Origin of the sequence: uncultured Gimesia sp., assembly GCF_937910335.1 — a bacterium.
Taxonomy (GTDB): domain Bacteria; phylum Planctomycetota; class Planctomycetia; order Planctomycetales; family Planctomycetaceae; genus Gimesia.
In genome coordinates, this window is sequence record NZ_CALEMX010000146.1 from 1 (window position 1) to 14,112 (window position 14,112).

A 14,112-nucleotide genomic window follows, 5' to 3' on the forward strand; every position below is an offset into this window, starting at 1 on the left:
ACTCTTGAATTCACCGGAATTTGTGTTTGTTCCTTAGTGCGGAAAATCAACATACCAGAAATCAAGAAAAATATTACTACATTTTAAACTCACAATAATAAGAGTAAATCATGCACGATTTTCATTCCACACGCCGCGATTTTTTACGACAGGCCTCTGTCTCAGGTTTGGCAGCATCCGCTTTGGGGACTCCCTGGCAACAGCTTCTGGCTGCCGAAAAACACGGGGCCAAAAAACATGGAACCAAAAAACTTCCTATGCCCGTAGGAAAAGCAGAGCATTGTATCATGGTCTGGCTGGGAGGCGGCTCCTGTCACATCGATACCTGGGACCCCAAAATCAAAGGCGATCCGAAAGCCAAAAAAGCCGGTTCCTATTATGATCCCATTCCAACTGCGATTAAGGGAACAGAAGTTTGTCAGCATCTTTCCAAGTGTGCGCCCATCCTGGATCGATTCAATATTGTCCGCAGCGTGCATCATGAAGTGATCGACGAACATGCCGCCGCAACGAACCGCATGCATACCGGCCGACCTACTACGGGAACGATTACTTATCCTTCCGTTGGTTCTGTCGTCGCCCATCAAAGAGGCGCCGCCAGCGAGCATGCACCCGCTTATGTTTTAATCGGATATCCTAATGTCACCCGCGGTCCCGGTTTTCTGGGCAGTAAAGCCGGCTATGTCTATCTGACAGATACGCATGCAGGCCCTAGCGGTTTCACGAGATCTTCCCGCGTCAGTCAGAGTCGGCAAGATCGACGCGAACGCTTGCTTGCAAAGGTGAGAGCAGAATATCGGCAGAAAAGCTTTGGTGGGCAAACGATACAGGATTATGACGAATCGGTTGCCGAAGCACTCCGCCTGTCCGGTCCCGAGTTCATGAAAGTATTCCAACTGGATAACGAAAAGAGTGAATTGCGAACTGGATACGGCGGCGAATTTGGACAACGCTGTCTGTTGTCACGTCGGTTGATTCAGTCCGGCGTGCGGTTTATCGAAGTCTCGCATAACCTGAATTTTGTGAACGGCACCGGTTGGGATACTCACAATGACGGACAACTCAATCAATACCTGTTGATTAAAGAGCTCGATTCGGCATTGTCCGCTCTGGTACTCGACCTGGAACAAAATAAGCTGCTAGACAAAACATTAATCGTCGTTGCATCCGAATTTGGGCGTCCTGCCAAGTTCGATTCAGGCGGCGGCCGCGGTCATCAGTCCAAAGCCTTCAGCGTCGTACTGGCGGGTGGCGGTTTACAAAATGGAAAAACGATTGGCGTGACCGATGAACTCGGGCAATCGATTGTCTCCCGTCCGGTCTCTGTTCCCGATCTGCATGCGACCATCTATTGTGCGCTGGGCATTGATCCTTCCGAAGAACTGCATTCCGGCGATCGCCCTGTACCAATTACCGATATGGGACAACCCGTGCGTGAACTCTTTGGTTAAGCAAAAGTTCACATCGTTTCCGATTCATCTAAATAAAGGATGGCTGATTTCCAGTCATCCTTTTTTATTTTCCTGAAATGAATAATTCAGTGGGCTTCTACTCGCAAACGGCCCACAGGTTGGCTGACATCTGCTGGCAGGAAGTGTATCCTTAAAGGAAGGGTTCTTGCTATAGATTTCGAAATAAGGTTGGTTCCATGTCGTACCGCTCATCTCATATCGCCATCATCGTGGCTGTGGTCCTCTTTCTGGGAATGCTGATCCTGTTTTCAACGGTGGAACAACCACCTCCTGCAAACGGGCTGGCTGAGTTTCAGTCAATCTCCTACGAAAAAGCCAACGAATTACTGCGCTATAAAAATGAAGGCATTGCTTACCTGGAAAACGAACGTTATCAAGACAGCGATCCCCTGTTAAAGCGTTTAATGGAAGGATTACCCAATGAAGTGATTGGCTTTCGTAATTTAACAGTCTGTCGCTTGCTGCAGCTCTCGGCCGAAAAGGTCTCCGATCAAAAGGCAGGGCAGGAGTTAACGAAACAGGCAATCGCCACTGTTGACCAATTAATTCAAATCGCACCCGAATCCGAAATCAGCTACATCCTCTCATCACGTATTTACACAGCGCTCAGCGATCATCCTCGGGCATTGGCAGCGTTGCAAAAAGCGATGGAATTGGATCCGAAAAATGCAGTGATCTGGTTTGAAATTTCGCAGGTACAAAAACAGATTCAAAAACCCGACGCCCAGACGGAAGCGAACGTGTCATTGAAAAACGCTTGGGAACTGCAACCGGACAATCTGTTTCTGGCGCTCGATTATCTGCAGATCGTAACACAGCAGAAAACCAATCAGGCAACCCCTGTATTCGAAAAAGTCAAACAGTTAGCAGGCCCGTTAGCAGTCAGCGTTAAAGATCATACGCGACTGGATTTGAACAAATTGATCGATGACTCTTTGACTGCAGTAAAGGGTGAAAAATGGAATACGGTGATCCGAAACGCACGCATCCTCAGAAACGTGTTGATCGCCGAAGATCTGGTGAAGAGTGATCGTCGGCGAGTAGAACAGAATCCGCTGGAGTTTGTGATTCACGATTTCCCACCTGCGTTTTACGCCGCCGTCAAATGGCCCGATCAAGGGCAACCGTTATCGGTAGAATTCGACGAAGTCAGGCCGCCACTCTTCAGCAAAGCACCCTCAACTGAAATTAGAGATTTTCAGATCGACGATTTCAACCTCGATGGCAAACCAGATTTGATTCTGCTCAGTAGTCAGCAGGTCTCCGTCTTCAGTCGAAATGCAGCCAATGCCTGGGAACTTTTCGTACAGCAAGACTATGTCGGTGATTATTCGCAGGTTTTTGTCGTTGATCTCGATGCTGATATTCAACAACTCAATCAGTCTGCAACCACCGAGAAAATAGAACAAAAGGTCTTTCCGATTTCTCCCTCTCGCGATGCCGATTTGGATCTCGTATTGGCTGGCAAATCAGGACTTAAAGTATTTGAAAATCAATGGAATTCTAAAACCGGTAAACGATCGCTGGTTGTGAAAGCTCAAAAAAATACGCTGGAATCGTTGAACGATATTCTGGCGCTCAATTTTACCGATCTGGATCATGATGGCGATCTGGATCTGATAGCTTCCACATCCAAAGGCCTTTCACTCTGGTCGAATCGAGGCGATTTCTCCTTTCAGAACATCAGTGCCAATTCTCAGTTGCCTCCCGTTGATCTAGGCGTGACCTCCATCATCCGCGTCGACTGGGATCGTGACGTCGATCTCGATCTCATTCTGTCCAGTCGTCAATCGAAGCAGTCAGGTTATCTGGAAAATCTGCGCCACGGTCGATTTCGTTGGAGACAATTCAACGCAGAAGAACCGCAGGCAGCCATCAATCAGTTTGAAGAATGTCAACTGACAGACTTTGATCGAAATGGTTCCTGGGATTTGATAGGAGTCAGTGAAACGACATTAATGCTGGCAGAGACGAATCGACCATCGCCGGGCAGCGTGCAGATTAAATCTGTCCAACCGCTGAAAGGGTCAGAACCCGTCAACGCTGAAGGGGCTGTTTTACAGACCGGCGACTTGAATAATGACGGCGTACTCGATGTCGTCGCCTCAAGTCCCAAGGGACTGCAACTCTGTCTGGGTACATCTGAAATAAATGCAGAACAGACCGCCTATCGGAAAGATCAGGTTCTCGCCTATTCAAAACCAATTCGAAAATTTCTCCTGCATGATTTGAATCAGGATGGCAGTCTCGATCTGATCGCACTTGCGGATAATGAACTCATCCATTGGCAAAACAAGGGTAATGACTATCACTGGATCGATGTCTCACTCCGCGCAGAGCAAGTCAAAGGAGAAGTCAAATCAGCCAGCGGACGCGTGAATCATTACGGCATTGGCAGTCTCTTAGAACTGCGCAGCGGTGCGATCTATCAACCGCAGATCGTCGCCGGGCAATCAACACATTTCGGTTTGGGAAAACAAACGGTCGCCGAAGCGATTCGCGTTTTGTGGACGAATGGCATCCCCATGAATATCATCAACGCGAAATCTGATCAGCGCATTTATGAAAAGCAAACGCTCATGGGCTCCTGTCCTTACCTTTATACCTGGGACGGCGAAAAATTTGCCTTTCATACCGATCTCCTCTGGGCGGCTCCCATCGGTTTGCAGTTTGGAAAAGGCATCGTCGCGCCCTGTCGTGATTGGGAATTTCTCAAAATTGAGGGAGACCGTTTAAAAGCAAAAGATGGTTTCTATGAACTGCGGATCACCGAAGAACTTTGGGAAGCCGGCTACTTCGATCTGGTAGAACTGATCGCCGTCGACCACCCGGCAGAAGTAGATGTCTTCACTAACGAAAAAGTAGGTCCCCCCGATCTGGCAGAGTTTGATATACATGTAGTTCGACATCCACTAATGCCCCGCGCTGCAGTTAATCATCGGAAGCGGGATGTATTGCCAGAGATCAAAGACGCTGACGACATTTATGCAAAGACATTCGACGAAAAATATCGACAGGGTCTCACCGAAAATCATGCTCTGGAACTGGACCTGAATACGCAGGCAGTAAAGACCGCGAAAACAACGCCGCGGATCAAACTGTTTCTCACCGGTTGGCTCTATCCCACTGATACCGGCATCAACCTGGCGCTATCGGAAAATCCGTCAATGCCTTCTGCGCAACCTCCTTCACTTTCTGTTCCCGATAAGAACGGAAACTGGAAAGTCATTCAACCCTTCATGGGATTTCCCGGCGGCAAAACGAAAACGATCGTCGTGGATTTGAAAGACCAGTTTCTGACAAACGATTATCGCGTCCGCATCGAAACCAATATGGAATTCTATTGGGACCAGGTCTTTTTCACCGTGAATGAAACAGCCGATGAATGGACCACGCAACCATCGCCACTGGAATCCGCGACCTTGAACTATCGCGGATTTTCCACTCCCCAAATTCATCCCGGAAATGGTCCCGAACGTTACGATTATCATAGCCTCTCAAACACCATTCAATGGCCCCCCATGCAGGGGCACTTTACCCGTTATGGCGATGTCAAACCGCTCGTCGAATCAGCCGACAATCGACTCGTCATTCTTGGAGCAGGAGATGAAATGCAACTCCGCTTTTCATCCCCAGAAATACCACTCAAACCCGGCTGGAAACGTGACTTCATTCTCCACAACATCGGCTGGGACAAAGACGCCAATCTGCATACGATTCTAGGGCAATCCGTCGAACCACTCCCATTTCAGGAGATGCCCGGCTATCCCTATCCGACCCGGGAATATCCTGACGAAAAGCTTTTGCAGCAGGATCAGCAGCATTATCATACACGTCGACAAAACAGTCACCGCTTCTGGAATCATCTGCAAAAACCCTAAGCCACATTTCTTGAGTGCAATTGCCCGCGGTTTTCGATAAACTAATTTCTAGTCTTTTTATTTCCGTTTCATCATCAGGTACTCCTTACAATGCAATTTTTCTTTCGAAGTTGTTCGAGTATTTTAGTACTCACGTTTCTCTGTTCCACAAATATCCTCCAGGCAGCCGAGATGTTATACCCCCTGTCCGTAGCGTCTGCCGACAAAGGCCCCGTCTATGTCGCCGATCGCAAGCTGCCGGGAATCTGGAGTATCGAGAAAGGTAAAGCCACCAGCTACTTCACCGGCTCGAAAGTCTTCCGCACGCCTCTGAACGCCGTCCGCTGTGTTACCGTCGACCCCCAGGGTCGCGTACTCGCCGGCGATTCGTCGACGCGCGAAGTCTATCGTTTCGAAAAACCAGGCGCGGAACCTATGCCACTCACCAAAGGGGGCATCGGCATTCCCATGGATGTCGTCGTCACAAAATCCGGCGACTTGTTCGTTTCCGATCTCGAACTGCATCAAATCTGGAAAGTGCCAGCAGCCGGAGGCAAACCAACATTGTTCGCTAAAGTCAGCGCGCCCCGTGGGTTGGCCCTCGATCAGGCTGAGAACCTCTGGGTCGTTTCCGGCACCGCAGATCAGCTTTTGAAAGTCACACCGGACGGAAAAATCTCGGTGATCGTCAAAGGCCGCCCCTTCAATTTTCCTCACGATGTCGTCCTCCTCGAAGACGGAACCGCGATCGTCACCGACGGCTATGAGAAAGCACTCTGGAAAGTCACACCCGATGGAAAAACAGAAAAATGGATCTCCGGTGAGCCTTTCAAAAATCCGGTCGGCATCACATTGCAGGGAAAAAACATTCTCGTCGCCGACCCGCATGCCAAAACCATCTTCTCGATTGATCCCGAGAAAAAAATCACCGACCTGTTGAAACCAGCCAAATAATCGCGTTCCTGAAACGCTTCCGCACCAGACAGACCGGTGATATGAGCACTGCATAAAATGAACTTGACAGCGTCTCGCGCTTCGCGAATATGCGTTATAAGCGTCGCGCGCGAGTGAGAGAAATATCCACTGCTGAAAACACCAGCCATTCAAAAACGACACTATTAAAGTCCCTCGTTTCAGAAAAGTGGACGTCAACATCTCTTGAACTCGTTCCAGATGAGCACCACTTATCGAACGCGTTCGGTCGCTTATCAACCACCTATCGACACGTTTCAACCACGTATCGGCGCCCATCAAACACTCTTCGCGCAATAAAAAAACATTGACACACTCATGACCATCACGAAAATCAGAACCAGTCAAACAACGCACGCTCCCGTAGCGTGAGAACAAGTTCAACAGTAAGTATTCCAGATACCACATACCAGACATTCCCTGACTGACAATGAGCTAAAATTGAGCGGATCGGCGCCAGGTAGTGTTTATTATTTCTAATAGTTCTTTGCAACTTGAGAGTAACCGTGGCTAACGCCATTCGGCTAATGATCAAAAACAAGATCAGCCGCAAGGCATTAGCCGCGGTTAATACCGATCTCATTAAAGGTGTCTTTCTTGAGAATGATCCTCAAAACGATTAAATAAACACTACCTGGCCACCGTTCGTCACAAGTAAAAAGTCACTATCCAAAACAGGCGCGACAATTCACACAGGAAAAGATTCTACCCTATAACAATAATCACCCCGCAGATGAAAATCCGGAACTGGTAGAAAGAGCAGGGGATGTTTTCAGGAATTTCTTGTCCAAAGTGACTTTTGCTGTATAATTGAAGCGTCTTGAGAAATGAACTGCTGACTGTGATCTGACAAATACATACCCAGGATTAGAAAATCATAACCAGACCGGGATTGGAAAATCAAAAACATAAAAGAGCAGCCTAAAATGAACGAGCCCTCACCCCCTGTCACGACCGATACGAAAGGGCAGCCATCAATGCGATCAAGGATTGTAGAAAACAGTCCTGTTTTGTTGAGCATTGTATTATTTGTGGCTTTTGCTGTTTTTCTGAGAAGTCTTTCAACCAGCAAAGATTTAAATATTCACTCACTCAATAATTTAAGAAATATAGGTTTAGCAACTATCAATTACAGTTCTGGTGCGCTCTCCAATTTGCCAATGGGTGGCACAACAGACCAGCAGGGGAATCCACAGCACGGTTGGGTGACCGCGATTCTTCCTTATCTAAATCAGGTCGAACTCTCAAAACAGATCAATCATAAAAAACCGTGGAATGATCCTGAAAACGAAACCGTATTTAAAACCAGTCTTCCCAGTTTTCTCAATCCCGGTATTCAAGGCCAGACATTCAATTCGAAAGGTTATGCCCTGTCTCATTACACGGCTAATTCACGAGTAATGGGCCTCAACAATAATTCCAGTCTCTCCGGTATTTCTTTAGCAGATGGGATGACGTACACAATACTCCTTGGCGAAATCAACGCGAACTTTCCCGCCTGGGGATCAGCTACTAACATGCGAGATCCCGCGAAAGGACTTAACGGCGGCCCAGACAGTTTTGGCAGCCCATCAGCTAATGGGGTTGTAGTCATCTTCGCAGATGGCAGCGGCAAACTTCTGAATAAAAATATCGATCCCAAAGTTCTAAAAGCCCTCAGCACCCCCAACGGCGGAGAAACAATCTCACCAAACGACTTCTAGAGCGCACATCCCTGATTTCATCAACAAAGACTTCAATTTGCCCTATTTCTGGTTAGGTTGGTCCTTCAACCATTGCTTCAAAAAAGCCAACCGCTCCTTGCCGTATGCGTCCCCGGCGTCTGCTGCTTTTTGACACCATTTGAGTGCCTTATCATTCTCGCTATTGCGATCATAACAAAGTCCCAATTGTGTCATTGCGTTGGCATCCTTCGCTTCGGCGCGTAAAATCCAATGAAACGGATGTGTGACTGGCCACCGCGGCGATGAGAAAGGACGCCCGTGTAATTTCGCTGTTGGAATATCTGCGGGCACAATATCAACCTTTTCTAACTTCAACCCCAAGCGGTTTTGAGCGTCTGCAATTTCTTGTTCTGTCGGCAATCTGTCTAAATAGTCGTTGTATCTCCAAGTGCGAATCGAATTGTCATCCGAACCCGATGCAATCGTCTTACCGTCGGCAGAGAACGCTACGCTGTTGACACCATCGGTATGCCCCTCCAGAACGGCTTTCTGTTTCCCCGTCTGCACATTCCACAAACGCACTGAGTCGTCGGACGCCCCAGAAACAATGGTCCTGCCATCGAGTGAGAATGCTACAGTAGTTACAAATTGTGTGTGTCCTGTTAAGACAGCCTTCTGTTTTCCGTTTTCTACATTTCGCAGCACAACGGTATAGTCAATCATGCCTAAAGCACTCGTTTGGCCATCAGGTGAAAATGCAAGGAGATTATCGACAGTATACTTGTCCCAAATAATATCTTGCTTCTGAGTTCCGACATCCCACAACCGAACGGTCCCAAATTTAGATCTCGAAATAATCGACCGACCATCAGAAGAAAACTCCACATTTTCTACCGAACTCCGATGCTTTGCCAGGACAGCTTTCTGTGTTTTACTTTCAACATCCCACAAGCAGACTGTCTTGTCTCGTGATCCCGAAACGATTATCGTACTGTCTGGAGAAAATGCGACACTTTCCACAACATCCGTGTGTCCCTTCAATTCGGCTTTCTCTTTTCCAGTAGCCACATCCCAGAGCCGGACGGTCTTATCTCCTGCTCCCGAAACAATCGTTTTGCCATCGGGGGAGAACGAAACGCTGAACACGCCTCCAGAATGTCCTTTCAATACGGCTTTCTGTTTTCCGGTGACTAGATCCCAAAGTCGGACGGTACTATCAATTGAACCAGAAACAACGAATCGGCCATCGAGCGAAAACGCGACACAGTTCACATAGCTGCTATGACCCTCCAGAGTGGATTTCTGTTTTTCAAAACTGACATCCCACATCCGGATGGTCCCATCAGATGCCCCTGAAACAATCGTCTGCCCATCGAGGGAATACGACACAGCATATACGTGACTCAAATGGCCTGTCAGGACAGCCTTCTGCGTTTCGCTTGCAACATCCCATAAGCGGACGGTATTGTCTCTTGCTCCCGAAACGATTGTCTTTCCATCGGGAGAAAATGCGACACTTTCCACTTGACCTGTGTGCCCTTTCAATACCGTTTTCTGCTTTGCGCTACTTACATCCCATAGCCGAATCGTATTGTCGGATGCTCCTGAAACCACCTTGTGTCCATCGGGCGAAAACGACACACTTCCTACCGATCCGGTGTGTCCTTTCAATATGATTTTTTTGTTGAAACTCGATACGTCCAATATACAGACAGTACCATTACGTGCTCCGACAACGATCGTCTTACTATCGGGAGAAAATGCAACGCCAAAGATATCTCCGTCATATCCCGCAAAAACTTGCTTTTGTTTTCCGCTTGCCACATCCCATAAACGCATGGTCTCTGGTTCTAATTCAAAATCAGCTGACTTAGCTCCCGAAACAATCGTCTTACCATCGGGCGAGAATGAAACGCTGAACACGCCTCCCGAATGCCCTTTCAATACGGTTTTCTGTTTTCCAGTCGCCACGTTCCACAGCCGGACGGTTTGGTCTAAGGCTCCCGAAACAATCGTCAAACCATCGGGGGAAAAGGCAATGCTTCTGACATCATCGGTATGTCCTTTCAGGACCCGTATCTGTACTCCATAAATTACGCTCCATAAACGAATGGTATCGTCAGGCGCTCCCCAGGCAATCAACCTTCCATCAGGAGAAACCGCAACACTGTATGTCGACTTGCGAAAATCTATAACATTGATTGCTTGAAAAATAGTTGGAAAAATCGAGTGACTCATTGTGAGGCCGACCATTTTCGCTCTTGTAGATTCTTCCGTTTCGGGATCAAGCTTTCTCAGTGACTGTAACGCATACAGATGGGCTGAGTTGTATTCCTGTTGTTCCAAAGCCCTCTCGGCTTTTGAGGCAAAGACCACGCCAAGGTTGCTCTCTGCGATTGCCAATTGTTTCTGTGTGGCCTTCTCGGAAACGATGACTTTTGCTTTTTCTCGTTCTACTTTGGCTTTCTCTAGTTCGACTTGTTTCGTTTTCTTTTGTGCAGTTAGTTCATTCTGTTTCGCAATACCACGCTGCTCCCAGGCGACTATTCCACTAACGATGGCGACGACAGCGAATATTACAATTGCAGTGAGCCATCGTCGTAACACCTTGGCTCTCCGGCGCTCTTTTTTCAGTTGATAAGCCTTGTCTCGCTGCGTCAAAGTTCTAAGTGGAACACCCATTACTCCCGCCAGTACCTTGTATAATCCATGGACCAACTCCTTTTGATACGCATTGACTTTCTCTGTGATCTCCTGGCTCGTGTGTTCGTTTAGGTTTTGAAGTGCTTCGCGATATGCCGCGGGAGTTGTCCATCCCTGTTGACCGCCGGGCATCAACCGAAAATCTGCAGCAATCGGCTCGGCATGTTTCGACTGATCGATTTCGCCCCGTGCATCAACGGGGTGACGCAAAGGAAGCGGGAGACATTCCTGCTCCGGTTTGAACCCTGCCTTGTGCTTACCGCTGTCCCAACTGGCATTGGGTTCTCCCTCAATCATCACCGATAAGATGCGATCAGACCTGCCTATCTTTTTGAAATAGGCGATCTCTGCACAGACATATTCGCTCGTTACCGATCTCGGAGAACAAATAACGATCAGATAAGATGATCGTTCCAGTGCAGAAATGACCGACTTAGCCAGATCGGCATCTGCAGGCAATTCATCCTCATCCCGGAAGATGGGATACAATGTTTCGGGTATCTGAAAGCCCAGCTCGTTTTCAAAGCCAACAAGGTCTTCTGGTACCTCATAGCTCTCGATGGATTGATGTAGCCAGGTCGCCCACTGTCGTCCATATTGCTGATTATCCAAGTGACGGTAACTGATAAAAGCCAGGTATTCTTTCTTCAAATTCTGCGCATGATAAGAGGATTGGCGTTTGCTGGAATCAGACATCTGGTCTTACCTTCGGTTTCGCAGGTTAAGGGTATTTTTGTCGGAGAAGCTTCAAGGCTCAGTATAGTCTGATCTTACGCCGAGGCTTCACTTTTGCCAAGAGTGGCAACTTTTTAAAGGAAGGCGCCTTGGCTGATTGAGTTATGAGATGTGGTGCGTGTGCATTGAAAACCAGGTGAGCATACATTTGATGCGTCTTTGTTACATCATCCACCAGAAATTATCGGAGATGTCAGGAAATTCGTTGCATTGTAGCGTGATTACTAATCTTCCGTCGGGCGATAATGAGTCCTTGAAAACGGAAAATGTCAGGCCCAGCCGCTGCATGTTATGGTCCTCAATTGGAATTTGCACTTTCGGTTCGGAATCCATAATTTGATCATGCATTGCGTAATCCATACACAAAGAAAGACCCATATAAGATTCCAGGAAATCCTGTGCGATCTCTTTGATGTGTGCAGCTTTAGAATCATGGTCAACCGACTGAGAATTGATTAGTTCCGCGTCGATCGTCAATGCCACTTTAGCCGCATCTCTTACGACAAATTGTTTCCCAGGTTTGACGGACGGTTCCCATCCTTCACGTAGAGCGTGGTTAATAATGCGTACAACGTGGGCTGGGCGTATGCATTGTTTTTGAGAATGAAATCGCCATTGATCATCGTCACCCCGTATATAGAGATCACGACATTCGAAATACGCAAGTAGCCGTTGTCCGGGTTCCTTCATAAGTTCCACCACGAGGTTGACGGAATTGTCGTGAATCGAAACCACCCAGCGATATTGGACTCCGTCAACTGTCAGGGTGCGGCTACCCTTCTTAGGAATGGCCATGTAAAAAAGTCTCCCTTTGCGCAACTTAAGAGAAGTTGATTTAGATACAATACTACAACATGACGCTGGTGACACATTTTTAAAAATATAGTTCACTTACTATAAAAAGGTCATCCCCATTCGAATTCAACACAGCTCATATTATCTTACTCAGTTTCTAGGCAACATTTTTTTTTCGTGAATTTCGTGTCTTTCGTGGTTACTAAAATACTTAATCGATACAGAGAAAAAACTAACTCATTATCCCTAAAAACTGTTAGGGATGACTGATTTTTGATATCATATACGATGCAGGAAGTGGTATTATGAAAGTGCCCGTTGATTCGGGCCAGGATCCAAACTTTGACCGCCTCTAGACTCAACCTCTAAGAGAGTATAACGATATGCAAAACAACGATTCCCGTTCCACCCCTCAAAACAAGAGCAACAAGCTGACGCGGCGTGACTTCATCGCAGCCGCCGGTGCAGCCGCCAGTACCGCCTTTGTGGCGCCGATCATCGTTCCCAGTTCTGTGTTTGGTGCGAATGCTCCCAGTAACCGTATCAACGTGGCCCAGATTGGTTGTGGAAATCAAAGTCGTGCCGATTTACCAGGCATGTTGCGGCTCGCTGATGCCCAGGTGGTCGCCGTCTGCGATGTCAACAAAGCCAGTGGTGGCTATGCACGAAAAGAACATTTTCTGGGACGCGAACCCGCTCAGAAAAAGGTGAATGAGTACTATGCCAAAAAAACGCGTTCGGGAAAATATCAGGGATGCGATGCTTACAGTGACTTTCGCGATGTCCTGGCACGCGATGATGTCGACGCCGTCATGGTTACGCTGCCCGATCATTGGCACGCATTAGCAACCAAGAAGGCCTGCGAAGCCGGGAAAGACGTTTATTGCCAAAAGCCCATGTCACTCACAGTCCACGATGGTCAGCAGATGATCAAAGCGGTTCGCAAGCACAATCGGATCTTGCAGACCGGCTCTCAGTATCGTTCGAATAAAGTCGTACGTCGTATGTGTGAATTGGTACGCAATGGACGAATCGGTAAGGTGAAACGAGTCGTTTCTATTATCAACGGCAGCGGTGCCGGACCAGAACCGGGCTGGAAGGAAATGCCCGTACCCGCTGGCTTTGATTATGACATGTGGCTCGGCCCTGCACCCCTGGCCCCCTATCACATCGACCGCTGCCTGTACCGTTTCCGTTTTCATCTCGATTATTCCGGGGGGCAGGTGACAAATACGGGCGCCCATTCAACCGATATCATTCAATGGGCGCTCGGCATGGATGGTACTGGTCCGGTGGAATTCGAGCATCAACCAGGGGTCGTCTGGCCGCCAAAAGGGCATCTTTACACCACGGCCATGAAAACCGACTTCCGCGCACGCTACGCCAACGGGATCGAGTTTATCTGTCGCACGCAGGATCCCGGCTTCGGAGCCCGCATCGAGGGAACCGAAGGCTGGGTGCAGTTCAGTGTCAATAATATGAGAGAGGTGGAAGCATCCTCCGATGCCATCAAGAATTCGGTCATCACAGCCGAGGAAATTCATCTACCCGTCAGCAACAATCATTACCAGAACTTCATTGACAGTGTCAAATCGCGGAAAGATCCCATTGAACCCGTAGAAGCCGGACATTCCACAGCCAGCATTTGCCATCTCGGCAACATCGCCATGCGGCTGAAACGAAAACTAAAGTGGAATCCAAAGAAAGAACAGTTCATCGGTGATGACGAAGCCAACCAGATGCTGCAACGCCCCTATCGCGAGCCCTGGAATATCTGAAACGGGGACGGCACCAGAAACAGCATTTCGCAACCTGAAATTTTTCGTGTCTTTCGTGGTTAGAAAAAAGTCATCTAGAACTCGCGCAGGCGCGTTAACCGTTTGGAGTTTGCATTACCCGTCGCTATTAAAC

7 protein-coding genes are annotated in these 14,112 nt (G+C 48.1%); 5 read left to right on the forward strand and 2 right to left on the reverse strand.

The features are described from left to right. Window positions 1-110 precede the first annotated feature (110 nt). The 4 genes from Q0668_RS05785 to Q0668_RS05800 all read left to right on the forward strand — a co-directional run bounded on the left by Q0668_RS05785 (window position 111) and on the right by Q0668_RS05800 (window position 8,007). Complete coding sequence (locus tag Q0668_RS05785; RefSeq protein WP_298861184.1) at window positions 111-1,451, forward strand: DUF1501 domain-containing protein; 1,341 nt, start codon at window positions 111-113, stop codon at window positions 1,449-1,451. Between the two features lie 197 nt (window positions 1,452-1,648). Further along, window positions 1,649-5,353, forward strand: coding sequence for an FG-GAP-like repeat-containing protein (locus Q0668_RS05790; protein ID WP_298861186.1), 3,705 nt, complete (start codon window positions 1,649-1,651; stop codon window positions 5,351-5,353). A 171-nt stretch (window positions 5,354-5,524) separates the two neighbouring features. Then, window positions 5,525-6,286, forward strand: a complete 762-nt coding sequence (locus Q0668_RS05795; RefSeq protein WP_298861189.1) for a hypothetical protein — start codon at window positions 5,525-5,527, stop codon at window positions 6,284-6,286. A 944-nt stretch (window positions 6,287-7,230) separates the two neighbouring features. Beyond that, window positions 7,231-8,007: a DUF1559 domain-containing protein gene (locus tag Q0668_RS05800; RefSeq protein WP_298861192.1), complete on the forward strand. Its 777-nt coding sequence runs from the start codon at window positions 7,231-7,233 to the stop codon at window positions 8,005-8,007. 42 nt (window positions 8,008-8,049) lie between these two features. Here the strand turns inward: Q0668_RS05800 and Q0668_RS05805 are convergent, their stop codons facing one another. Both Q0668_RS05805 and Q0668_RS05810 read right to left on the reverse strand, forming a co-directional pair. Then, window positions 8,050-11,367: a TIR domain-containing protein gene (locus Q0668_RS05805; RefSeq protein WP_298861195.1), complete on the reverse strand. Its 3,318-nt coding sequence runs from the start codon at window positions 11,365-11,367 to the stop codon at window positions 8,050-8,052. 201 nt (window positions 11,368-11,568) lie between these two features. Continuing rightward, the gene (locus Q0668_RS05810) at window positions 11,569-12,201 is read right to left on the reverse strand and encodes a hypothetical protein (RefSeq protein WP_298861200.1); all 633 of its coding nucleotides are present in this window, start codon (window positions 12,199-12,201) and stop codon (window positions 11,569-11,571) included. A 383-nt stretch (window positions 12,202-12,584) separates the two neighbouring features. Here Q0668_RS05810 and Q0668_RS05815 point away from each other — a divergent pair, with 383 nt between their 5' ends. Then, window positions 12,585-13,979, forward strand: a complete 1,395-nt coding sequence (locus Q0668_RS05815) for a Gfo/Idh/MocA family oxidoreductase (RefSeq protein WP_298861202.1) — start codon at window positions 12,585-12,587, stop codon at window positions 13,977-13,979. Window positions 13,980-14,112 lie beyond the last annotated feature (133 nt).